This window comes from Micromonospora musae (assembly GCF_003626545.1).
Lineage (GTDB): Bacteria > Actinomycetota > Actinomycetes > Mycobacteriales > Micromonosporaceae > Micromonospora > Micromonospora musae.
Genome location: NZ_RAZS01000008.1, coordinates 60,941 through 81,751, shown reverse-complemented (window position 1 = coordinate 81,751; position 20,811 = coordinate 60,941). Strand labels below are relative to the sequence as shown.

Genomic DNA, 20,811 nt, shown 5'->3' with positions numbered 1-20,811 from the left:
CACAGGGAGGCAGGGTGTCTGTCGATCAGGACGAGCTGGCGACCTGCCTCGCCGTGCTGGCCCGTCTCGACGACCCCGACCTCGACGAGCACGCCAGGCAGACGCTCGAACGTGCCGTCGGCGCAGCAGCGCGTGGGGTGAAGAAGCGGGCGAAGGCGCGCCGCGAGGCGGCCACCCGGTCGGCCGACCGGGCGATCCTCGCCGCGGCCACCCGGTTCCACGACGAGATCCCCGACCCGACCCCGCAACCGGTCGAGCCCTCCCCCGGCGACAGCAGCGTCGGCACGTTGCGCCGGGACCGCTGCTGCTACGTCTGCAAGGCCGCCTACCGAAGCGTCGACGCCGACTACCACCTCATGTGCCCCGACTGCGCCCAGGAGAATCGGGTCCGCCGGCACGCCCGCTGCGACCTGACCGGCCGCACCGCCGTGGTCACGGGCGGCCGGGTGAAGATCGGCTTCCACACCGTACTGAAGCTGCTCCGCGACGGCGCTCAGGTCATCGTCACCACCCGCTTCCCGCGTGACGCCGCCCGCCGCTACGCCGCGGTGCCGGACAGCGCCGACTGGGCCGACCGGCTCTACGTGCACGGCCTCGACCTGCTCGACCTGCCCGCCACCCTGGACTTCGTGTCGCTGGTCGGGCAGCGTTTCGGCGGGCTGGACATCCTGGTCAACAACGCCGCGCAGACGCTGTGGCGGCCACCGGCCTACCACCGGGAGGTACGCGACGCCGAAGCGACGCCGCTGGCCGGGCCGGCCGCCCGGATCGCGGTGGGCGCCGCCCCCGCCCGAGTCGAACCGGCCGGCCTGCCGGCGCTGCTGGCGGCGTACTTCCCGGCCGGGCGCACCGACGAGACCGGGCAGCCGCTCGACCTGCGGGAGGTCAACTCGTGGGTGCTGCGCGACGCGGACGTCACCCCGCACGAGTGGTTGCAGGTGCACGTGGTCAACGCCTTCGCGCCGTTCCTGCTCACCTCCCGGCTGCGTCCGCTGATGGAGGCCAGCCCGCATCCGCAGCGCCACGTCGTGCAGGTCTCCGCGATGGAGGGCAGCTACTCGCGGGCCGGCAAGACGGTCCGCCACCCGCACACCAACATGGCGAAGGCCTCGCTCAACATGCTGGTCCGCACGGTCGCCGCCGACTACCTGACCGGCGGAATCCACATGAACAGCGTCGACACCGGGTGGGTCACCGACGAACGCCCGCACCCGAGCAAGAGCCACCAGCGTGCGCACGGTTTCCGCCCCCCGCTCGACGTGATCGACGGCGCCGCCCGCATCTACGACCCGGTGGTACGCGGAGTCCACGGCGCACCGGTGAGCGGCCAGTTCCTCAAGGACTACCGGAGTGTGCCCTGGTGACCGATCCGACGCCGGTGCGCTGCCCGATCATCGCCGACCCCACCGCCGGCCTGGCCGACCCGGCCGACTTCGACCCGCTGCTGGCCCGCCTGGCCACGCCCGCGCCGATCGGCGACAGCGAGGTGTACCCACGCGGCACCGTCCGCGCCGACGGCCGCCTCGACCTGTGCAAGCAGGGCGTCGGCCCGGCGCAGACCGCCCGGATCGTGACGGCGGCTGTCGACTCGCCGCTGGTCCGGCACCTGCTGCTCGGCACCAACGCGCTGGGCGAAGCGGGTGCGCGGGCGGTCGCCGACGCGCTGCGCCCCGGCCACCGGCTGCACACCCTCTACCTGGGGTGCAACCTCATCGACTCCACCGGCGTGACCGCCCTGGCCGAACGGCTGGCCGCCGACGACCAACTCCGGGCGCTCTGGCTCAAACGCAACCCGGTCGGCGACGACGGGGTGCGCCGCCTCGCCGACGCCCTCCGGACGAACACCACCCTGCGCACCCTGGACCTGGTCAACGTGGGGATGACCGTACGCGGACTGACCATGCTGGCGGCGGCGCTGGCAGAGCGGCCGGTCCCGGTGCAGCGGCTCTTCCTCGGCGGCAACGGCTTCGGCCCGGACGCGGTGCCCGTGCTCGGCACCCTCATCCACACCGCCGGCGTCCGCGAGCTCTACCTGGCCGCCAACCACCTCGGTGACACCGGGGTCGCCGCGCTGGCCGACCTCGCCGACGGGGTGCCGATGACCCTCGGCCTCGGCGGCAACGGCATCACCCCGGCCGGGGTCGCGGCGCTCACCCGCCACCTGGCCGCCTGGGAGGCGCTGGACCTGGCCCGGCCACCGTCCGAACGAGCCCTCGGCGCGCACGGCAACGTGGTCGGTGACGACGGGGCGGAGGCGCTCGCCGAGGCCCTGCCGGGTGCCCGGCTGCGCCGGCTCGACGTGCGGCGTACCGAGATCGGCGGTCGAGGAGCCCGGCGACTCGTCGCGGCGATCGAGGGTCATCCGACGCTGCGCTACCTCGGCATCAACGGCGGGGTGCCCCGCAAGCAGCGCCGCCGGGCCGCGGCTCTGCTCGCCGAGCAACCCGCACCGCTGCCCCATGAGGACATCCAGGCGATCGCGAGCGTCTACCGGTGAACCAACCGACCCTTGCCGAGCTGCCCGTCTGGCAGCGCATCCGCCGGTACGCCGTACCGCCGGCGATGATCGAGGCGGCGGCGGCCGCCCGCGCCGACGGCGACTGGCGGGCAGGCTGCGCCGCCGGTCGGATCGACGTCGACCTCGACCTGGCCGAGGTGCGCCGCGCCCACGGGGCCCGGCAGGCCGACCTCATCGAGGCGGACCTGGCCGCGCTCGCCCCGGACCTGCTGCGCTGGCACCTGCCCCGGGTCCTCGGCGGGCGCACCAGCCTCGCCACCCACCACGACTGGCTGCTGTCGACCCGCGCGGGTCGGATCGGCGCGGACGACGCGATCCTGGTGCTGCGGGCCCCGAAGACGGTGGACGGCTCGCAGCGGCTGCGGCTGGAGGTGCGCGCCGGCGCCGAGGCGAACCCCGGCTGGCCGGACCTACCGCCGGTGTTCTGGAGCACCGAGCACGTCGACGGGCTCCGCGCGGCGTACGGCGGCACGCCACAACGCCTGCCGGGTTTCGAGGCCGACGGGTCGGTGCGGCCGTTCGAGGCGTACCCGACGCAGGTCGATGAGGCGGATCCGGCGACCCGAGCCGAGGTCTTCGACCGGCTGATCGCCGCGGGCGACCCCGTCGGCGCCTGGTCGGCGGCCGGCGTGGACCTCGACACCACCCCACCGGAGGGGCGCCGCCGCAACTACCTCGCCACCGCGCTGGTCGAACTGGCCCTGCCGGTGGGGTTGGCCGCCGAGCTGACCCGGCTGCGCGAGCGCTACGACCTCGACCGGCTGGTGATTCGACACGAGACGCAGCCGGTGGCCGAGGTACGCCACGAGCCGCACCGCGTCACGGCGCGACTGCTCGACTACGACCGGCAGCACTACTACTCCCCCGTGCTGGCCGGCCCGGTCTACCAGCGACCGGCGGACCTCGAACTGATCCGGCACGGCCTGCTCGACCCGGCCGAGCTGCACCCCCTGGTCCGCGAGGTGCTCTTCCCGGCCACCCCGGCGGCGCCCGCCCACGACCGGATGGATCTGCGCCGGGACGTCCCGGTGCGATGTCGGGGCGAGTGGCACACGCTGCGGCACGCCGACGGCCGGCTCGACCCGACGTCACACCCGCCGGAGGAGGTTCGCCGCGAGCAACTGCTCGGCGGTCTGGGCGGGCAGGTCGCCGGCTGTCTGAGCGCGGTGGCGGCCTGGCGTGGCTCGACCGACCACCTGCCCCGACCGCTGAAGCAGCTCCGCCGCGAAGTGCTGCTGCGCATCCAGCACGGCGGCACCGCCGCGCTGGCCGCGCTGCTGGACGCCGGGCTCGACCCACGGATGGGCGACGGCCGCGGCGGCACGCTGCTGCACCACGTCCGCTCCCTCGACGACGCCGCCCTGATCGGCCGGCTCGTCGACGCGGGCGTACCTGTCGACGCGCAGGACCGGCGCAATCGCACCGCGCTGCACGTCGCGGCCGGCGACGGGGCCAGCCCGGAGAAGGTCCGCGCCCTGCTGGAAGCCGGCGCGGACCCGACCGTGGAGGACGAGAACGGGTTCGGCGCCGTCGAGGTGGCCGGCTACAAGGTCGAGATGCACGAAGAGGACGACGAGGAACCTCCGGGCCCGCGCCTGATCCTGCAGATCCTCGAGGAGTGGATGGAGCGGTGAACGCTCGACTCGCCGACGCCGACGCGCTGGTCGCCGCCACCCGCGACTGGCGCTCCGAGCCGGCCCGCGACCCGAAGGTCGAGGCGCTGGCCCTCGCGGTGGCGGCCAATCTGCCGGTGCTGCTCTGGGGCGAGCCGGGCATCGGCAAGTCCGCCACCCTGCAACAACTCGCCGACGGGCTCGGCACCCCGCTGGAGACCGTGATCGCCAGCGTGCACGAGCCGTCCGACTTCTCCGGGCTGCCGATCGTCGGCGACTCCCCCGCCACCGACGGGGTGCCGATGGCGCCACCGGACTGGGCGGTGCGGCTGGCCCGAGGTGGCACCGGGCTGCTCTTCTTCGACGAGCTCTCCTCCGCGCCGCCGGCGGTGCAGGCGGCGCTGCTGCGGGTGGTGCTGGAACGCCGGATCGGCAGCCTGCACCTACCGGCCGCCGTGCGGATCGTCGCCGCGGCCAACCCGCCGACCAGCGCCGCCGACGGCTGGCACCTCGCTCCGCCGCTGGCCAACCGCTTCGTACACCTGCACTGGACGCACGACCCCCGCACCGTGGCGCGGGGCCTGGCCGGCACCTGGCCGGCGGTGACCGTGCCGACGGTCGAACCGGCCCGGGCCGCGTCGGCGCTGGCCCGGGCGCGCGGCGCCGTCGCCGGTTTCCTCACCGCCCGGCCCGGGCTGGCCCATCACCTGCCCGCCGACGCGGAGGCCCGCGGTGGCGCCTGGCCGTCGCCGCGCACCTGGGAGATGGCGCTGCGGCTGCTCACCTTCCACCACTGCAGCGGCACCGGCCGCGAGGCGTTGTCGCTGGCGCTGGTCGGCGCGGTCGGCGACGGCGCCGGCCTGGAGTTCGTCACCTACCTGGACAACCTCGACCTGCCCGACCCGGAGCGGGTGCTGGCCGACCCGGACGCCTTCACGCTGCCGGAACGGGGCGACCGGCAGCTCGCCTTCCTCACCGCCGTGATCTCCGCCGTGCAGGGACGGGTCGACGAGCGACGCTGGGAGGCCGCCTGGGTGGTGCTGGAGAAGGCGGTGAAGGCCGGCGTGCCGGACGTGGCCGCCCGCGCGGCGATGGACCTCGCCGCCCTGCGCCAACCGTCCTGGCCGGTACCCGCGGCGATCGACGCGTTCGCGGAGGTGCTGTACCTCTCCGGACGCCTGAGCTGATGAGCGCGGCGCTGGACCGGACGAAGCTGCTCGCCGCCCGGTTCCGGGCCGCGCAGGACCGGCCCTACCTGGCCTCGGCGCTCTACAGCGTCACCGTCGTCGAGTCCCGGGCCGTGCCGACGATGGGCGTCGACCGGCGGTGGCGCTGCTACGTCAACCCCGACTTCATCTCGGAGCTGCCGGTGCCGCAGCTCGCCGCGGTGTGGATCCACGAGGTCGCCCACCTGCTGCGCGACCACCACACCCGAGCCGACCGGCTCGCCGCCGCACAGGGCCGTGACCACCATCGGATCAACGTGGCCCAGGACTGCGAGATCAACGACGACCTCCTCGCCGACCGGCTGCCACTGCCCCCTGGCCGGCTGGAACCGAAGACCTATAGCCTGCCGTCCGGGCTGCTCTTCGAGCGCTACCTGACGTTGCTCCCACCCGAGGTGACCGGCGGGCACGACTGCGGTTCGGGCGCCCACGGGGTCGCCCGGCCGTGGGAGACCGGCGACGGCGGGGGCGAGGGGGTCAGCGAGGTGGAGGCGGGCGCGATCCGCCGCGACAGCGCCCAGCAGATCCGCTCCGCGTCCCGCGTCCGGGGCGACGTGCCGGCGGGCTGGCGACGGTGGGCGGACGCCGTGCTGGAACCCACCGTCGACTGGCGACGGGCCCTCAGCGGCGCGGTACGGGAAGCGGCCGCGTGGGCCGGCGGCGCGGTCGACTACACCTACCAGCGGCCGTCGCGACGCTCCCAGTCGATGCGCGGGGTGGTGCTGCCCCGGCTGCGGCAACCGGTGCCCCGGGTGGCGATCGTGGTGGACACCTCCGGCTCCATGTCGGACGGCCGGCTCGCGGCGGCGCTGGCCGAGGTGAGCGGGGTGCTGCGGGCCGTCGGTATCGGCGGTAACCGGGTCACCGTGCTCTCCTGCGACGCCGCCGTCCACGTGGTGCGCGCCGTGCACAACATCGGCGAGGTGCGGCTCGCCGGGGGCGGCGGCACCGACATGCGGGTCGGCGTCGACGAGGCGCTGCGGCACCGACCACAGATCATCGTCGTACTCACCGACGGGTACACGCCCTGGCCGGCGGCGCCGCTGGAGTCCGCCCGGCTGATCGCGGGCCTGGTCGGGATGGACGCGCCGACCCCGCCGGAGTGGATCGCCACCGTACGCATCGACGAGCCGCCCGAGGCCGGTCGGCCGGCGACACCCTGACCTGGACGGCCCCGGGTCGCCGCCGGGCTCGTAGTGCCGCAGTGGGCGCGACACGCTGGGCCTGCTGATCGTTGAGCCAGTACCTCTCCCGACCCAGTTGCTGTGAAACGGAGGAGAAGTGCCGGACTACCCGAGAGCGTTCGTCCCGGACGACCGCGTCGAGCCGGTGCCCCGCCGGCTCCGCGCGTACCTCGCGGGTGAGCTGGTGCTGGACACCCGACGGGCGCAGTACGTGTGGGAGTGGCCCTTCTACCCCCACTACTACATCCCGATCGACGACGTGAACCGCAGCATCCTGATCGACGAGCACCGCACGGAACGGATCCGGTGCGGGACCGGACGGGTGCACGGCGTACGACTGGGCGAGACCTCCCGCCCGTCGTCCGTCCGCTGGTACGGCGACGACGCGCTGCCCGGGTTGGCGGAGACCGTCCGGTTCGACTGGGCCGCCCTGGACAGCTGGTTCGAGGAGGACGAGGAGGTCTTCGTTCATCCCCGCAACCCGTACGCGCGGGTGGACGCGCTGCGCTCCACCCGCCGCGTCCGGGTGGAGCTCGACGGGATCGTCCTGGCCGAGTCGACGTCGCCGGTGCTGCTCTTCGAGACCGGCCTGCCGACCCGGTACTACCTCAACCGCACCGAGGTGAACCTCGCGCACCTCGTCCCGTCCGGGACCAGGACCGCCTGCCCGTACAAGGGCCGGACCAGCCAATACTGGTCCGTCCGTGGCAACGGCACGATCCATCCGGACCTGGCCTGGTCGTACGAGTTCCCCACCGGGGCGCTGCTGCCGATCGCCGGGCTCATCGCCTTCTACAACGAGAAGGTCGACCTGATCGTCGACGGGGAGCGGCTCGCGCGGCCGAAGACGCACTTCTCCTGATCGCGTCGGTCCAGCACGCCCCGCCCAAGCGCCATCGGTGATGGCGAGCACACCCCTGTCACAAGTCCCGTACCTGCGCTGTCTCGGCTGCCGACAAGCAAGAGGCGTGCCAGGAGGACATCATGACCAACCAGAAGCCAACCGTGGTCCTCGTCCACGGCGCTTTCGCCGAGTCCGCAAGCTGGGCGGGAGTCGTCGAGCAGCTACAGGCGAGCAGCGTACCCGTGATCGCGGTCGCCAACCCGCTGCGCAGCCTGCCCGGGGACGCTGCCTACCTAAGCGACGTGATCGCCGCCGTCGACGGCCCCGTGGTGCTCGTCGGCCACTCCTACGGCGGCATGGTGATCACCGAGGCTGCTACCGGCCACGACAAGGTCGCGGGCCTGGTCTACGTCTGCGCGTTCGCCCCGGACCACGGCGAGTCCGCGTTCGAGCTGTCGACCAGGTTCCCCGGTAGCACCCTCGGCGAGACGCTGACCGCGCGCCCGGTCACGACTGGCGGAGTCGAGTTGGCTATTCGCCCCGACGCCTTCCACCACCAGTTCGCCGCCGACACCTCAGCCGCTCAGGCGGCCGTGATGAGCGCAACCCAACGCCCGGTCACCGAGATCGCCCTCACCACCGGCCTGCCGACCGACACTCCCGCCTGGAGGGTGCTCCCCTCCTGGTTCGTCTACAGCGACCAGGACCTCTGCATCCCGGTGGCCCTGCACCGGCAGATGGCCGACCGGGCCGGCGCCAAGGACGTACGCGAGATCGCCGGCGCCTCCCACGCGCTCACCGTCTCCCAGCCCCACGCGGTCACCGCCGCGATCCTCGACGCCGTCGCGGCCTGAACCAGAGCCAGCTGGAGCCGGCCAGTACGGCCGGCTCCAGCTGCTCGCCTGTTGGCACGGCCGATGTGGACGTCCCTGCTCGGCACTGCGACTGGTCAGGGCCGGCCGGCTGCCTGGCGGATGACGGCGAGCGGGGCGTGCGCGTGGTGCAGCACCGCGTGGCTGACCGAGCCGAGCACCAGGCCGCCCAGCGCACCGCGCCCGTGCGCGCCGACCACCATCAACTGGGCGCTCTTCGACTCCTCCGTCAGTGCATGGGCCGCGGTGCCGCGCACCGGCCGGTGCCGCACAGCCACCTGCGGATAACGCTCGGCGTAACCGGCGACCGACTCGGCGAGGACCCGCCCCACCTCGTCGCCGTACGCGTCCACGTCGTACGTCAGAGGCACGAAGTCGCCGGAACCGAGCGGCGTGGGGTAACGCCAGGCGTGCACCGCGACCAGCGGGACGTCCCGGTAGGCGGCCTCCTCGAACGCGAACCCGACCGCCGCACGGGACAACTCCGAGCCGTCCACGCCCACCACCACCGGACCGTCGGCCCGCGGCTCACCCCGGACCACCAGCACCGGACAGAGCGCCCGGGAAGTGACCTGCACCGTCACCGAGCCGATCAGCAGGCCGGCGAACCCACCCAGGCCACGGTGCCCGAGCACCACCAGCGCGGCCTGCCGGGATGCCGCCAACATCACCGTGGCCGCCTCACCGTCGACGACGGCGCCGGTGACCGGCACCTCCGGCGCGACCTTTCCGGCCTCGGCGACCGCCTCCACGACGTACCGCTCAGCCTGATGCCGCAGACCGCCACCCACCGGAGCGCCAGGCGCCGGGCGACCCGACACACCCATCAGCGGCCAGATGAAGGCGTGCACCACCCGCAACGGCCGCCGCCGCTGGGCCGCCTCTCGGGCCGCCACCCGTACCGCGTCCAACCCGACGGTGGAGCCGTCCACACCCACCACGACAGGGGCGCCAGCACTGATCGTCATTACTTCTCTCTTTCAACAGGGGGCATGCCGCGACCTGTCAGTCGTCGCCGACGGAGGTTGCGCGCACGGGGTGGTGACTCGCCTGGACGTGGTCGGTCCGAGCCGCCGCGTCATCGCTGCGGCTCCTGGCCGTCGATCGCCGGCAGAAGCAGTTCGCCGGCGCCGGAGGCCGCTACGACCGGCTCAACGGGAGATCGGGATGCCGGCGCCGGTCAGGGCTGGGTGTATCGCAGATGCCGCCGCTCGGCCAGCTCCTCGGCGCTGACCACGGTCAGCACCGGGGAGCCGGGCGGCGCGAACATGGTCACCACCAGCTGCGACTGGGCATCCGGGAGATTGTTGGCGCCCTGGTAGTGGATGACGTCGCCGCCGGGCTCGAACAAGGCGTCACCGGCCTTGAGCACCCGGGGCGGCTGCCCCTCCAGCTCGAAGAGGATCTCGCCCTGGGTCACGTAGCCGAAGAGCGGCCCGGGGTGCCGGTGCGGCGGCGCGCCCGGGTCACCGGGCTGCAGCGTGACCCGGATGGTCCTCGCCTCCGCGCCGGCCGGGATCCCGGCCGTCGCCTCCGGCTGGGTCGTGATCACCTCGACACCCGGGGGCAGGTGTGCGTGCTCACCACTCATGCGTTCCTCCAAACAGAGACTGTCTATCGGAACGACAAGACGGCTTCCCTGTTTGTGACAGCCCGTCAGCGGGGCATCGGGGCGTACTCGGCCGTCAGGTAGGAGCGGTAGGTGATCACCGCCGGGATGGTCACGTTCAGCTTCCCGGCTGTCGTGGTGAGCAGCTCTTCGTACCCCAACAGGGCGCCGGAGCGCGGATCGACGATCACGGTGTACTGGGCGGGCAGACCGTGCGCGTCGGACGTGATCGAGAAGGCCTCACCGACCCGTCCGGCGCGGTCCGTGACGGTGCCGGTCACCGTGATGCCCGGGAGGTCCGCGAGGAGGGTGAGCGCCGCGGCGCGCTGAGCCGGGTTCAGCAGCCGCACGCCGACCAGCTCGGCGACATCCTCCAGGTACTGCACGGGCGCCGGCACCGCCGACGTATCCGCGCTGAGCCAGTGCCGTAGCAGGTCGGCACGCGCCGGCACCTCACCGCGGAGAACGCTGTAGAACTCGCCCGGTGGGTAGTCGCGTACCTCCTCCGACGACCCGAGGCGGCCGCCCCACTTCCGCCACTGCCTGCGGTCGGCGTCGGACCGGAAGACCGGCGGCAGATCCCGTCGGACCATGCGGCCGGCGTCGTCGTCGGTGCGCCAGGACCGCCACTGCTGCGGTACGACGGCAGACGCCGTCCGACCGCCCGAGATGGACGAGTTCAGGAACCAGTTCGCCGACTCCAGGTGCTCCACCGTCCCGGCCGGCCGCGCGGGCACCGGCTGTGCCGCCGCCACGGTGGCCAGGCGCCGAAGCCGGATGCTCGCCGGTTCCGTGCTCGCCGGCGGCCCGTAGCTGAGCATCGCCGGGGTGGCCGCGTAGGCGGGCGGCGGCTGGCGGTACGTCTCGACCGCCACCACGGCACCGGCGGCCGCCACGACCACCGCGCCGGCCGCCGCCAGCACGAACCGACGACGGGGAACCGCTCGGCGGCCCGTCTCCGCCGCGCGGTCCGTGGCGAGGATCCGGGCGAGGTCCCGCTCGCGACGGCTCTCTTCGGGAGGCGGGATGTTCCGGGCCGGGTCCAGGCCGCCCAGCATCTGCCGTACCTCGTCGGTGACTTTCACGTCATCCACCTCGATTCGACATCGACGGCGCCGCCGACGGCCTCGGCTCGACCACGTCACTGGTCGCGCCGAGTTGCGCCCGGAGCCGCCGGCGGGCACGCAGCAGCCGCATCGCGAACGCCGCCCGGGACTGGCCGAGCACGGCCGCCGCTTGCGCGGCGGTCAGCCGCTCCCAGGCGACCAACCGCAGGATCTCCTGGTCGCCGCCGGACAACCGGCCGAAGGCCACCACGACGTCGCGTTGGCCGGCCACCCCGTCCGCGTGGTCCACCATGACCAGTCGGTCCGGCTCCGCCGCCACCCGTAGCGTCAACTCCTGCCACCGCCGACGACCTCTGGCCTCGTTCGCCAGCACCAGCCGGGCCACCCCGTACAGCCACGGCAACGCCGACCCGGACGGCACGTCGCCGAACCGACGCCAGGCCACGAGGAAGACCTCGGCAACGACGTCGCCGACGTCGGACGCGACGATCCGCCGAGCGACGTACCGCCACACGTCACCGTGATGACGTTCGTACAGCTCGGTGAAGTGCTGCTTCGCCACGTCCATGGCACCTCCTACGGGCTTATGTCCGGCATCAACCGGAACATCACACCCAGCAACGAAGGAGTTGCCTGTCAGCGGCGCTGGCCTGCCGGAGAACGCGAACCGCTCACCCCGGTGCCCCGCCGACGGGTCGGAACTCGTGGACGACCTCGATCGGCCCGACGATGTGCTGGTTGAACTCGTCGAGCTCCTCGGCCGGCACCCACAGTTCGAGGATGTCGCGACCGCCGGCCTGCCGAACCGGGTACCTGGACGCGAACTCCCGATCGACCTTGAACCGCGTGACGTAGCCGACGCCCGAGGCGGGCACGTTCCAGTCCCGGGCGATCATGATCGCGTACTGCTCGTTCAGTACCGGGTAGAAGATCGGCTGGTCCGGCAGGCGCGGCGGCCACGCTGTCCAGCCGGAGGCGCGTACGAGGTCCAGCTCCGTGGGACCGGTGGGCCGCCACAGGGTCATCGTCTCGCTCACCGCTGTCTCCTTCCTGGTCGGGGCAGGTTAGCGGTGGGATCTTCGCAGCGGCCAACGGTTTCCTGCCGCCCCACCGCGACTTCCGGGTAAGACGCGGTGGCCGGTGCCGGCTCAATGCCTGGCGGCCACCGACCATACGTGGCCGTAGCGGCAAGCGGATGGACGATCACGATCGGCACTGTCATCATGCCCGCGTGGAGATCAGCTTTTCGGCGGCACAGGTGGACGCCGCGCCCGAGGCGCCGCCTCGCGTGGCGCGCCCCGGTCAACACATTGGCGCGCTTGCGCTGGCCGTACTGGCCCTGGCGGCGCTGATCGGCGCCCACTTCCTACCGTGGGTCGCGGTGCTGGCCGGGAGCGCGCTCGATCGATTGTTCGGGCAGGATCCGGAGCAGCCTCTGCGGACGTATCGCCTCCTCGACCTGTCGGAGACGGCAGTTCCGCTGTACGTCGGCTGGCTGATGCTGTTCGGGGCGTTCGCCGCAGGCTGGGTCAAGCCGGGCTGGCGGCGAACCCTGCTTCGTCTCGTCTGCCTCGTCGACCTCGCGATCGTCTTCCTGGTCCTCGACATCGGTCGACCGGCTGTCGAGGCGAGCGGCCTGCGGGCGAGCGACTACCCCAGGGCCGACATCCGGTCCGGGGCGCTGCTGGCGCTGCTCGGCGTGCTGCTGGTGACCGCGGCTGTGGCGGCGCTCACGGCCCCTGTACGGACCCGCGCGGAACGGTCCACGTCACAGGCATCGGCCCTTCGGCCAGGGTCCGTGTCGGGGTCGGCGGCGCACGCCCCGGAGCCGACGGTCGGTACGCAGGCGCCCGCGTCGCGGCCGCCGGTCACTACCGGATGGTCCGCGCGACCGGTCTGGGTGCCGTGGTGGCTGCGCCGTGGCCCGATTACCGCCCTCGTTCTCGGAGTGGTCGTTGCGGTGGTCGCAGCAGGGGCGAGTGTCTGGTTGGCGCTGCATCGGCCGGCCACGCCTCGGGACCACTCCGGTGACCTCCGGGAATTTCTGGTGACCGCCCCGGTCGGCTCGACCTTCAACGCCGAGGTCCAGGCCAGCGACGGACAGCTCAGCGTGAGCCAGGTGACGCAGCTGATCGATGCCGGGCCGGCAGACGTGTTCACGCTGCTCGGTATGCGTAGCGCCGTGATGGGCGGCTGGGTCGAGCCGGACGGGGTCTCGGTGACGGTGACGCTGATCCAGTTCAGCTCGGACGATGACGCGAGCGGGTTCCTGTACACCTATGGCCTTCGGACGCAGGAGAGAACCGGCAGCGACAGTACGGAGATTCCCGGCCTGCAAGGGGCTCATTCGTTCGTCGATGCGGCCCGCGACGACAAGGACCGGGTCCGGGTCGACGGCGTTGCCCAACGGGGTGACGTGGTCCTGCTCATCACCGAGGCGCAGCCCGGAACGACCGACGTTGCTCGGGTCAACACGCTCTTGCGGAGTCAGTACGACCGGCTTTGAGAGTGCCCGACGGCCGCGCTGAGCATGGCCGCGGGGGTGGTCAGTCGGTCGATACCTCGACGACGAGGTGGCTGGTGCCGGGAACCGGATGGACGCCCGGCACCAGCACGTCAGGCAGGGCGGCGACGGCTTCCGCCGGCAGGTCCACCTCCAGCAGGCCGTCGTCTGGTCGCCGAGCGGCGAAGACCTCCGCCCTCTGCAGAACCACGCGGGTGGAGGTGTTGTCGAGGAGCAGTACGCGGCCGTGGGACAGCCGATCGCGTACCGCTTCGGCCACCATGGTGGTCGTCACGTCCGCAAACCGCAGGCGGACGGTGTCCTGCTCGGCGGTCCAGTCGAAGCCCGCGATCATGAGTAGTCCGGTGGACGAGCCGTCGCGGGCGCGGCCTTCTTCGATCGCGGCCCGCACCGCCGGATCATCCGTGATCGATGGCCTGTCCAGGTCGGTGACGAGCATCGGTACCCGTTCGGCGAACAAGTGCAGCACACCGTCGGTGTCCCACTGCCGAGCTGCCGCATACTCGTCGCCGGTCAGACCGACCACCTGCAGGAACTGCACGCGGCCGTGCGGCGTGGGGATCGTTCCCAGCTCCGGGTCCTCGGTGAAGGCCAGCGCGGTCAGCTCGGTCTCGTAGTCGAGCCGGATGGGTCCATTCGCGTTCATGTGATGGCCCGGCTCGAACCAGTTGCCGCTGCTGAAGACGTAGCGGGCGAGGTTCTGCAGCAGACTCGCCGCCCACATCGGCGGCTCGGTTTCGCCGATGTCGCGGGCGGGCCGGATGGTGAACTCGAAGCCCCAGCCCGACTCGTCGGGGTTGTCGGATTCCTTGGCGTACAGCTCACTCATTCCGTACCCGACGACGTGCCAATGCGGCACCGGCTCGTCACGTGGGTAGAAGCTGACGCCGTCGAGCGGGTCCGGGCCGCCCAGGGCGAATCGGTGCAGCGTGCCGTAGTGCTTCGGCTCGACATCGGGGTAGAGCTCGGCGAGGCGAGCGTCGATGGCGTCCCAGCCGGGCGCTTCGGAGGTCATCGCAAGATCAGACCATGCCGACGGCGGGCGCGACGCCCCGACCCGCTCGGCCGCCAGGCGGCACCGCCGTCGCTACCGGCAGTGTCCGAGGAGGCCGTACGTGCGACCGGAGGGACCGCCGGTCGCGGCTGTTCCGCCCGTCAGCTCGCACCCGTAGGGCCGCAGCGGGGATCGGACCGGACCCCGGTAGAGCTTGATCTTCGGCGTTGTCGATCGCCCAGGCCAGAGCTACCCTACTGGACATGTTTGGACAGGTGCTCAAGTTGAAGCACGAGCGGGTCGCCGAGCAGCTCGCCCGGGAGATCCGCGGCGGCCGGCTGGCCCCGGGCAGCCAGCTGCCCGGGGAACATGCGCTCGCGACCCGGTTCGATGTGAGCCGCAACACTGTCCGCCAGGCCCTGATCGACCTCACCCGGCAGGGGCTGATCCAGACCCGCTCCGGTAAGGGCTCGTTCGTGACCTTCGACGGCCGGGCCATCGACGACCGGCTCGGCTGGTCACGGGCCCTGGCCGAGCAGGGCGTCCCGACAACCGTACGCACGCTCCGCCTCGAGCTGGTCCACGAGCCCGAGCTGGTGGAGCGGTTCGGGCTGCCCTCGGCCGAATTCGTCGCGATCGACCGGCTCCGGTCGCTCGACGGCGGCCCGGCGATCTCGATCGAGCGGAGCCGGATTCCGGCCGTCGGTCCGCTGCGCGACCTGCCCGAGCAGGGTCTCGCCGGCTCCCTGTACGCGGCGCTGCGCTCGGCCGGTCTCGCGCCAGCGCAGGGCGAGGAGTGGGTGGACCTGTCCCCGGTGGCGGAGTCCGACGCGCAGCTGCTCGGCTGCGCCGACGGTGATCTCTTCCTGCGTACCCAGCGGCTGAGCCTGGACGCGCGCGGCGAATTCGTCGAGTACGTGGAGAGCCTGTTGAAGCCGGACCGATTCCGGCTGCACCTTCGCTTCGGGGAGGCGTCGGAATGAGCGCTCCGAATCCGCACCTGACGATCGAGTCGCGCGCGGTCGGCGCCCTGACCGGGCTCGCCGTCGGCGACGCGCTCGGCATGCCGACCCAGTCGATGCCCCGGGAACGGATCGTCGCCCGCCACCCCCGGTTGGCCGGTTTCGAACCGGGCCCCCCGGACCAGCCGATCGCGCCCGGAATGCCGGCCGGGTCGGTGACCGACGACACCGAACAGGCCCTGCTGCTCGGGCAGCTGCTCGTCGAGGGCCAAGGGCACGTCGACGGGCACCGGCTCGCCCGGGCGCTGCTCGCCTGGGAGAACGACATGCGCCGACGCGGCTCGCTGGACCTGCTCGGCCCGTCGACCCGGGCCGCCGTCGCTGCCGTGGCCGCCGGCCGTCCGCTCGAGGAGGCCGGCCGGTTCGGCACGACCAACGGGGCGGCGATGCGGATCGCCCCGGTGGGGATCGCCGTACCCGCGACCGACCTGGACCGGCTCGTCGATCGGGTCGTCGAGGCGAGCTGGGTCACCCACAACACCGGCGTCGCCCTGGCCGGCGCCGCCGCCGTCGCGGCCGCGGTCAGCGCCGGCCTGGACGGCGCGGACACCGCGACCGCGACCGCCACCGCCGTACGGGCGGCGCGGCTCGCCGCCGGGCGGGGCCACTGGATCGCGGCGGGAGACATCGCCACCCGGATCGGCTGGGCCACCGAACTGGTCGCCGGGCGGACGCCGGAGCAGGCCGCCGACCTGATCTATCGCCTCGTCGGAACGAGCGTGGCGACCCAGGAATCGGTCCCGGCGGCCTTCGCGGTGCTCGCCGTCCACCCCGACGACCCCTGGCAGGCGTGCTTGTTCGCGGCGGGCCTCGGCGGCGACACCGACACGATCGCCGCCATGGTCGGCGCCATCGCCGGCGCCGGCCACGGCGTCGACTCCTTCCCGAGCGGTGCGCGGGAAACGATCGAGAAAGTCAACGACCTTCCCTTGGCAGAACTGGCGACACGCCTACTCACCCTTCGTCAGCGCAGCTGACGCCGGTACGCACAAGAAGGCAGGACGACGATGTCCACGACTGAACTGGCCGGCACGATCCCGGCCGACACCAACCGGGTCGGCGCCATCGAGACCCGAGGCATCGAGCCGGTGCCCCCCGCCGAGCGCACGGGCGGCCCGGGCCAGCTCTTCTGGGTCTGGTTCGCGGCCAACATCTCCATCCTGGGGCTGCCCCTCGGCGCCACCCTGGTCGCGCTGCGCGGCATGAACATCTGGCAGGCGCTGCTGGTGGCCGCGGTCGGCTCGTTCGGCTCCTTCGCCCTCGTCGGCCTGATCAGCCTGGCCGGCAAGTGGGGCGGCGCGCCCAGCATGACCTTGTCCCGCGCGATCTTCGGGCCGCGCGGCAACCACGGGCCCACGGTGATCTCCTGGCTGTCCCGGGTCGGTTGGGAGACGGTCAACACCACGACCGCCGCGTACGCGCTGCTCGCCCTGCTGGACATCGCGTTCGGGCTCAGTGCGAACCCCGTGCTGACCGTGATCAGCCTGCTGGTCTTCGTGGCGCTCACCCTGGTCGTCTCGGGCCTGGGACACGCCACGCTCGTCTGGATCCAGCAGTGGGCGACGTACGTCTTCGGTGCGCTGAACATCATCGTCGCCGCGTTCCTGATCGCCCGGGTCGACTGGGACGCCGTCCTCGACGCCCCGGCCGCCCCGCTGAGCGTCGTCATCGCCGGCGTCGGTGTGATCGCCGCCGGCACCGGCATCGGGTGGGCGAACGCAGGCGCGGACATGGCCCGCTACCAGCACCGGAACGTGCGGGGTGGGCGGATCGTCGCCGCGGCCTCGGCCGGTGCCGGAATCCCGCTCTTCCTGCTCATCGGGTTGGGTGGCCTGCTCTCGGCCGGCGACGGCAGCCTCGCCTCCGCCAGCGACCCCGTATCGGCGATCCAGGTGATGCTCCCGTCCTGGATGGCGGTGCCGTACCTGCTCGCCGCGTTCGGTGGACTGCTGCTCTCCAACAACCTCTCGGTCTACTCCGCCGGACTCACGATGATCACCTTGGGGGTCCGGACCCGCCGGGTGGTGGCCGTCGGCCTGGACATCGTGCTCACCCTGGCCGGTGGCGTCTACTTCATGCTGATCGCCGGGAACTTCTACGGCCCGTTCATCACCTTCATCTCGCTGCTCGCCGTACCGATCACCGCCTGGGTGGCGGTCTTCCTGGGCGACATGCTCTTCCGGCGGGAGTACGACCCGCGCGGCCTGATGGACACCACCCGCACGAGCAGCTACTGGTACCACGGCGGGTTCCGCTGGTCGGCGGTGCTGCCGTGGCTCGCCGGCACCGTCGTCGGTCTGCTCTTCCTCACGGCTTCGACCTCTGCCGACGACGTCTGGTTCAGCGGTCCGCTCGCGGACTCCTGGCTCGGCACGAACGGCCTCGGCTGGGTCGCGGCCTTCGTCGTCGCCGGCGCCCTGTATCTGCTGCTGGGCGCCAGGAGCGCCCGGCGCGGCAGCCCGGCCGGGCAGGTCGGGCAGACCGTCGCCGAGCAGGCGACCGGCGAGCGGATCGCGGGGGCCGAGCGGTGAGCGGCGAATCACCCCGGTTGGTGCACACCGGCAACGTCGTCGTCGACGTGGTGATGTACCTGCCGCGGCTGCCCGAGGTCGGTGGGGACGTCCTCGCCTCGGGCAGCCGGATCACCGCCGGGGGCGGGCTGAACGTCATGGTGAGCGCCGCCCGTCAGGGGCTGCCCGTGGCGTACGCCGGGTTGCACGGCACCGGCCCCTTCGGGGACCTGGCCCGCGAGCAGCTGGCCCAGGCCGGCATCGAGGTCGTGCAACCGGCGCTCCCGGACGTCGACACCGGGTTCAGCGTCGCGCTGATCGACCCGACCGGGGAGCGTACGTTCGCCACCAGCGTCGGCGCGGAGGCGCGGCTCGGCGCAGCGGACCTGGCGCGGGTCGACCTGCGACCCGGTGACGTCGTGTACGTCTCCGGGTACAGCCTGGCCTACCCGTCCAACGGGGCGGCGCTGGCGGCCTGGCTGCCGACGCTCGCCCCGGAGGTCACCGTCGTCGTCGACCCCGGTCCGCTGGTCGCCGAGATCCCCGGGCCGGTCCTCGCGGCCGCCCTGGAACGTGCCGACTGGTGGAGCTGCAACGAGCGGGAGGCGCGGATCCTCACCGAACAGACCGATCCGGAGTCGGCCGCCGCCGCCCTGGTGGCCCGCACCGGGCGGGCCGGGGTGGTGGTCCGCACCGGACCGGAGGGCGCCGTGGTCGCCACCGCCGACCGGACCGTACCCGTGCCCGCCTTCCCGGTGACCGCCGTCGACACCAACGGCGCCGGGGATGCCCACCTGGGCGCCTTCATCGCGGCCCTCGTGAGCGGTCTCGATCCGGTCGAGGCCGTCCGTCGCGCGAACGCCGCCGCGGCGCTGGCCGTCACCCGGCAGGGGCCCGCGACGGCCCCCACCGCCGGCGAGGTCGACGAGCTGCTCGGTAGCCCGACCGGGTGAACGACGCCCGGTGAGGGCCGTCCGGGGTGGGCGTACGGCATGCTGCGATCGACGATGCCGGCGCGGTTCGGGGCGGCGCGGCCGTGCTCACCACCGGTTGACGGCGACCGCTGTGCGCTCGGCCTCGCAACGGCTGCCTGATCGCGCGGCCGCGGAGAGCAGGGCGGAGAGGAAGTCCAGATGGCAGACGGCGACGTGCCCGAGCGGATGCAGGTCGCGGCCCTCGACGAGTTCGGTGGCCCAGAGGTGATCACGCCGCGCATGCTGCCGGTGCCGCAGATCGCCGACGACGAGATCCTGCTCAAGGTCTGGACCGCCGGCGTCGGGGTATGGGACGCCCTGCGCCGTCAAGGCATGCTGGTGCCCGAGGGCGCGTCCTTTCCGCTCGTGCCCGGCACCGACGCCGCGGGAACGGTCGCCGCGGTGGGCGGGAAGGTGACCGGTCTGACCGTGGGCGACGTGGTCTACGTCTCCGACTCCATGGTGCCGAAGGGCGGCTTCTACGCCGAGTACGCGGCGACCAACGCGCAGTACGTCGCGAAGCTGCCGGCGGGCGTGCCGGTGGAGCACGCGGGAGCGATGCCCACCGACGCGCTGACCGCGTTGTCGGGGTTGGATGCGCTCGCCCTGCCCGCCGGAGCGTGGCTGCTGATCTTCGGCGCGAGCGGCGGTCAGGGACACCTGGCCGTGCAGCTCGCGAAGCGGCAGAACCTCAACGTGGTCGCCGTGGCCTCCGGCACGGAAGGCGTGGCCCTGGTGACCCGGCTCGGCGCCGACGTCTCCCTCGACGGTCACGGCGACCTCGACGACGTGCTCGCGCGGATCCGCGAGGTGGCGCCGAACGGGGTCGACGGGCTGCTGGCGATGGCGGGCGGCGCGACGTTGGACCGGCTCGCCGAGGCGGTACGCGACGGTGGCACGCTCGCGTACCCCAACGGTGTGCAGCCGCAGCCGAGCGAGCGACCCGGCATGACGACCCAGGCGTACGACGGGGAGAGCAACCCCGGGCAGTTGCGGCGGCTCAACGAGCTGATCGAGGCGGGGCCGTTCCAGGTGCACGTCGCCGAGAAGTTCCCGCTGGGACGGGCCGCCGAGGCCCACCGGCGGCTGCAGACCTCCTACCCGGGGAAGCTGCTGCTCACCGTGCGCTGACCGCTGGTGAGACCGTCTTCGATCGAGCGGGTCAACGGCGGGGCAGGGCTCGCTCCAACTCGACCAGGGCCAGCGGAGGGCCCTCGCCGAAGTCGTGGTCGTGGGTCCTGCCGGTCTCGACGAAGCCGTTCTTGGCGTAGAAGCGACGCGCCTGCGCGGAGTCCCGCAGCGTCCACAGATGCACGTCGTCGTACCCGGCGTCGCGCGCCCGGTCCAGGACGGCCGTCAACAGGACCTTCGCGATGCCGCTGCCCCAGACGTCCGGGTGGGCGAAGAAGGTATGGATCTCCGCGAGGCCGGGACGGAAGGTGGAGGCACCGAACCGGGCGAAGGCCCCCGGCCGCTCGTTCAGGCGCGCCAGCAGGATCGGGTCCCCGCCCTCGGCCAGAATCCCGTGCCACTTGGTACGCCGCTCCTCGACCCCGGCCGCGGCGACCTTTGGCGTGCAGAACGGGCCGTGCGAGACGCCCCAGGAGAGGGCGTGGATCTCGCCGAGGATGTCACCGTCCCCGGGCTCCGCCGGGTGGACCGTGATCAGGTCAGACATGGCGTAGACGCTACTGCGGGCGACCCCACGAGAAGCGCGCGGGCCGGACGCCAGAGCCGACCGATGCCCTGAGCGAACCGACGAGCTGCCCCGGGCAGATGGATCAAATCGCCGCCGGAACCAGGGTGTCCGGTTCCAAGGGGCAACAGGGACCGCGTGTTGCTGCAATTGTATGT

General features: G+C 72.8%; 20 protein-coding genes. 13 read left to right on the top strand and 7 right to left on the bottom strand.

Features of this window, described 5'->3' with window-relative positions; translation table 11 throughout:
• Nucleotides 1-14 precede the first annotated feature (14 nt).
• The 7 genes from D7147_RS22320 (at nt 15) to D7147_RS22290 (ending at nt 8,239) form a co-directional block, all read left to right on the top strand.
• Nucleotides 15-1,364: an SDR family NAD(P)-dependent oxidoreductase gene (locus D7147_RS22320; protein WP_199734236.1), complete on the top strand. Its 1,350-nt coding sequence runs from the start codon at nt 15-17 to the stop codon at nt 1,362-1,364.
• Nucleotides 1,361-2,497, top strand: a complete 1,137-nt coding sequence (locus D7147_RS22315; RefSeq protein ID WP_120680802.1) for a leucine-rich repeat domain-containing protein — start codon at nt 1,361-1,363, stop codon at nt 2,495-2,497. Before D7147_RS22320 ends, D7147_RS22315 begins: the two co-directional genes overlap by 4 nt.
• On the top strand, nt 2,494-4,152 hold the full coding sequence (locus tag D7147_RS33400; RefSeq protein WP_120680800.1) for an ankyrin repeat domain-containing protein: 1,659 nt from the start codon (nt 2,494-2,496) through the stop codon (nt 4,150-4,152). Before D7147_RS22315 ends, D7147_RS33400 begins: the two co-directional genes overlap by 4 nt.
• A complete protein-coding gene (locus D7147_RS22305; RefSeq protein ID WP_407663384.1) occupies nt 4,149-5,318 on the top strand; it encodes an AAA family ATPase in 1,170 nt (389 codons plus the stop codon). Before D7147_RS33400 ends, D7147_RS22305 begins: the two co-directional genes overlap by 4 nt.
• Nucleotides 5,318-6,520, top strand: a complete 1,203-nt coding sequence (locus tag D7147_RS22300) for a vWA domain-containing protein (protein WP_120680796.1) — start codon at nt 5,318-5,320, stop codon at nt 6,518-6,520. Before D7147_RS22305 ends, D7147_RS22300 begins: the two co-directional genes overlap by 1 nt.
• Before the next feature lie 118 nt (nt 6,521-6,638).
• Nucleotides 6,639-7,403, top strand: a complete 765-nt coding sequence (locus D7147_RS22295) for a DUF427 domain-containing protein (RefSeq protein ID WP_120680794.1) — start codon at nt 6,639-6,641, stop codon at nt 7,401-7,403.
• Nucleotides 7,404-7,525: 122 nt separating this feature from the next.
• Complete coding sequence (locus D7147_RS22290; protein WP_120680792.1) at nt 7,526-8,239, top strand: alpha/beta fold hydrolase; 714 nt, start codon at nt 7,526-7,528, stop codon at nt 8,237-8,239.
• A 95-nt stretch (nt 8,240-8,334) separates the two neighbouring features.
• On the opposite strand, the gene D7147_RS22285 is transcribed toward D7147_RS22290, so the two are convergent.
• From D7147_RS22285 to D7147_RS22265, 5 genes are all read right to left on the bottom strand, one after another.
• Complete coding sequence (locus D7147_RS22285; protein ID WP_120680790.1) at nt 8,335-9,225, bottom strand: universal stress protein; 891 nt, start codon at nt 9,223-9,225, stop codon at nt 8,335-8,337.
• 212 nt (nt 9,226-9,437) lie between these two features.
• Nucleotides 9,438-9,848 carry a cupin domain-containing protein gene (locus D7147_RS22280; protein ID WP_120680788.1) on the bottom strand — a complete coding sequence of 137 codons (411 nt, stop codon included), beginning with the start codon at nt 9,846-9,848 and terminating at the stop codon, nt 9,438-9,440.
• A gap of 65 nt (nt 9,849-9,913) precedes the next feature.
• Nucleotides 9,914-10,951 (bottom strand): CU044_5270 family protein, encoded by a 1,038-nt coding sequence (locus tag D7147_RS22275; RefSeq protein ID WP_120680786.1) that lies wholly within the window; start codon nt 10,949-10,951, stop codon nt 9,914-9,916.
• Between the two features lies 1 nt (nt 10,952).
• On the bottom strand, nt 10,953-11,501 hold the full coding sequence (locus D7147_RS22270) for an RNA polymerase sigma factor (protein ID WP_120680784.1): 549 nt from the start codon (nt 11,499-11,501) through the stop codon (nt 10,953-10,955).
• Between the two features lie 103 nt (nt 11,502-11,604).
• Nucleotides 11,605-11,970, bottom strand: a complete 366-nt coding sequence (locus D7147_RS22265) for an ADP-ribosylation/crystallin J1 (RefSeq protein ID WP_120680782.1) — start codon at nt 11,968-11,970, stop codon at nt 11,605-11,607.
• Nucleotides 11,971-12,164: 194 nt separating this feature from the next.
• Here D7147_RS22265 and D7147_RS22260 point away from each other — a divergent pair, with 194 nt between their 5' ends.
• Nucleotides 12,165-13,439, top strand: coding sequence for a hypothetical protein (locus tag D7147_RS22260; protein ID WP_120680780.1), 1,275 nt, complete (start codon nt 12,165-12,167; stop codon nt 13,437-13,439).
• A gap of 40 nt (nt 13,440-13,479) precedes the next feature.
• On the opposite strand, the gene D7147_RS22255 is transcribed toward D7147_RS22260, so the two are convergent.
• Nucleotides 13,480-14,472 carry a suppressor of fused domain protein gene (locus tag D7147_RS22255; protein ID WP_120680778.1) on the bottom strand — a complete coding sequence of 331 codons (993 nt, stop codon included), beginning with the start codon at nt 14,470-14,472 and terminating at the stop codon, nt 13,480-13,482.
• 242 nt (nt 14,473-14,714) lie between these two features.
• On the opposite strand from D7147_RS22255, the gene D7147_RS22250 reads away from it, so the two are divergent.
• The 5 genes from D7147_RS22250 (at nt 14,715) to D7147_RS22230 (ending at nt 20,088) form a co-directional block, all read left to right on the top strand.
• The gene (locus D7147_RS22250; protein WP_120680776.1) at nt 14,715-15,434 is read left to right on the top strand and encodes a GntR family transcriptional regulator; all 720 of its coding nucleotides are present in this window, start codon (nt 14,715-14,717) and stop codon (nt 15,432-15,434) included.
• Nucleotides 15,431-16,450, top strand: a complete 1,020-nt coding sequence (locus D7147_RS22245; protein WP_233563315.1) for an ADP-ribosylglycohydrolase family protein — start codon at nt 15,431-15,433, stop codon at nt 16,448-16,450. The genes D7147_RS22250 and D7147_RS22245 overlap by 4 nt, the downstream gene beginning before the upstream one ends.
• Nucleotides 16,451-16,480: 30 nt before the next feature.
• Nucleotides 16,481-18,004, top strand: coding sequence for a purine-cytosine permease family protein (locus D7147_RS22240; protein WP_120680774.1), 1,524 nt, complete (start codon nt 16,481-16,483; stop codon nt 18,002-18,004).
• A complete protein-coding gene (locus D7147_RS22235; protein WP_233563313.1) occupies nt 18,001-18,936 on the top strand; it encodes a PfkB family carbohydrate kinase in 936 nt (311 codons plus the stop codon). The genes D7147_RS22240 and D7147_RS22235 overlap by 4 nt, the downstream gene beginning before the upstream one ends.
• Nucleotides 18,937-19,116: 180 nt before the next feature.
• On the top strand, nt 19,117-20,088 hold the full coding sequence (locus tag D7147_RS22230) for an NADP-dependent oxidoreductase (protein ID WP_199734235.1): 972 nt from the start codon (nt 19,117-19,119) through the stop codon (nt 20,086-20,088).
• Between the two features lie 31 nt (nt 20,089-20,119).
• On the opposite strand, the gene D7147_RS22225 is transcribed toward D7147_RS22230, so the two are convergent.
• Entirely contained in the window at nt 20,120-20,635 is a 516-nt protein-coding gene (locus D7147_RS22225) for a GNAT family N-acetyltransferase (RefSeq protein ID WP_199716799.1), read from the bottom strand.
• Nucleotides 20,636-20,811 lie beyond the last annotated feature (176 nt).

Bases quoted from the DNA above. Each gene is read 5' to 3' on its own strand.
- D7147_RS22255 (WP_120680778.1), bottom strand. From the start codon at position 14,472: ATGACCTCCGAAGCGCCCGGCTGGGACGCCATCGACGCTCGCCTCGCC.
- D7147_RS22230 (WP_199734235.1), top strand. From the start codon at position 19,117: ATGGCAGACGGCGACGTGCCCGAGCGGATGCAGGTCGCGGCCCTCGAC.
- D7147_RS22285 (WP_120680790.1), bottom strand. From the start codon at position 9,225: ATGACGATCAGTGCTGGCGCCCCTGTCGTGGTGGGTGTGGACGGCTCC.
- D7147_RS22290 (WP_120680792.1), top strand. From the start codon at position 7,526: ATGACCAACCAGAAGCCAACCGTGGTCCTCGTCCACGGCGCTTTCGCC.
- D7147_RS22300 (WP_120680796.1), top strand. From the start codon at position 5,318: ATGAGCGCGGCGCTGGACCGGACGAAGCTGCTCGCCGCCCGGTTCCGG.
- D7147_RS22245 (WP_233563315.1), top strand. From the start codon at position 15,431: ATGAGCGCTCCGAATCCGCACCTGACGATCGAGTCGCGCGCGGTCGGC.
- D7147_RS22250 (WP_120680776.1), top strand. From the start codon at position 14,715: ATGTTTGGACAGGTGCTCAAGTTGAAGCACGAGCGGGTCGCCGAGCAG.
- D7147_RS22280 (WP_120680788.1), bottom strand. From the start codon at position 9,848: ATGAGTGGTGAGCACGCACACCTGCCCCCGGGTGTCGAGGTGATCACG.
- D7147_RS22225 (WP_199716799.1), bottom strand. From the start codon at position 20,635: ATGTCTGACCTGATCACGGTCCACCCGGCGGAGCCCGGGGACGGTGAC.
- D7147_RS22240 (WP_120680774.1), top strand. From the start codon at position 16,481: ATGTCCACGACTGAACTGGCCGGCACGATCCCGGCCGACACCAACCGG.
- D7147_RS22270 (WP_120680784.1), bottom strand. From the start codon at position 11,501: ATGGACGTGGCGAAGCAGCACTTCACCGAGCTGTACGAACGTCATCAC.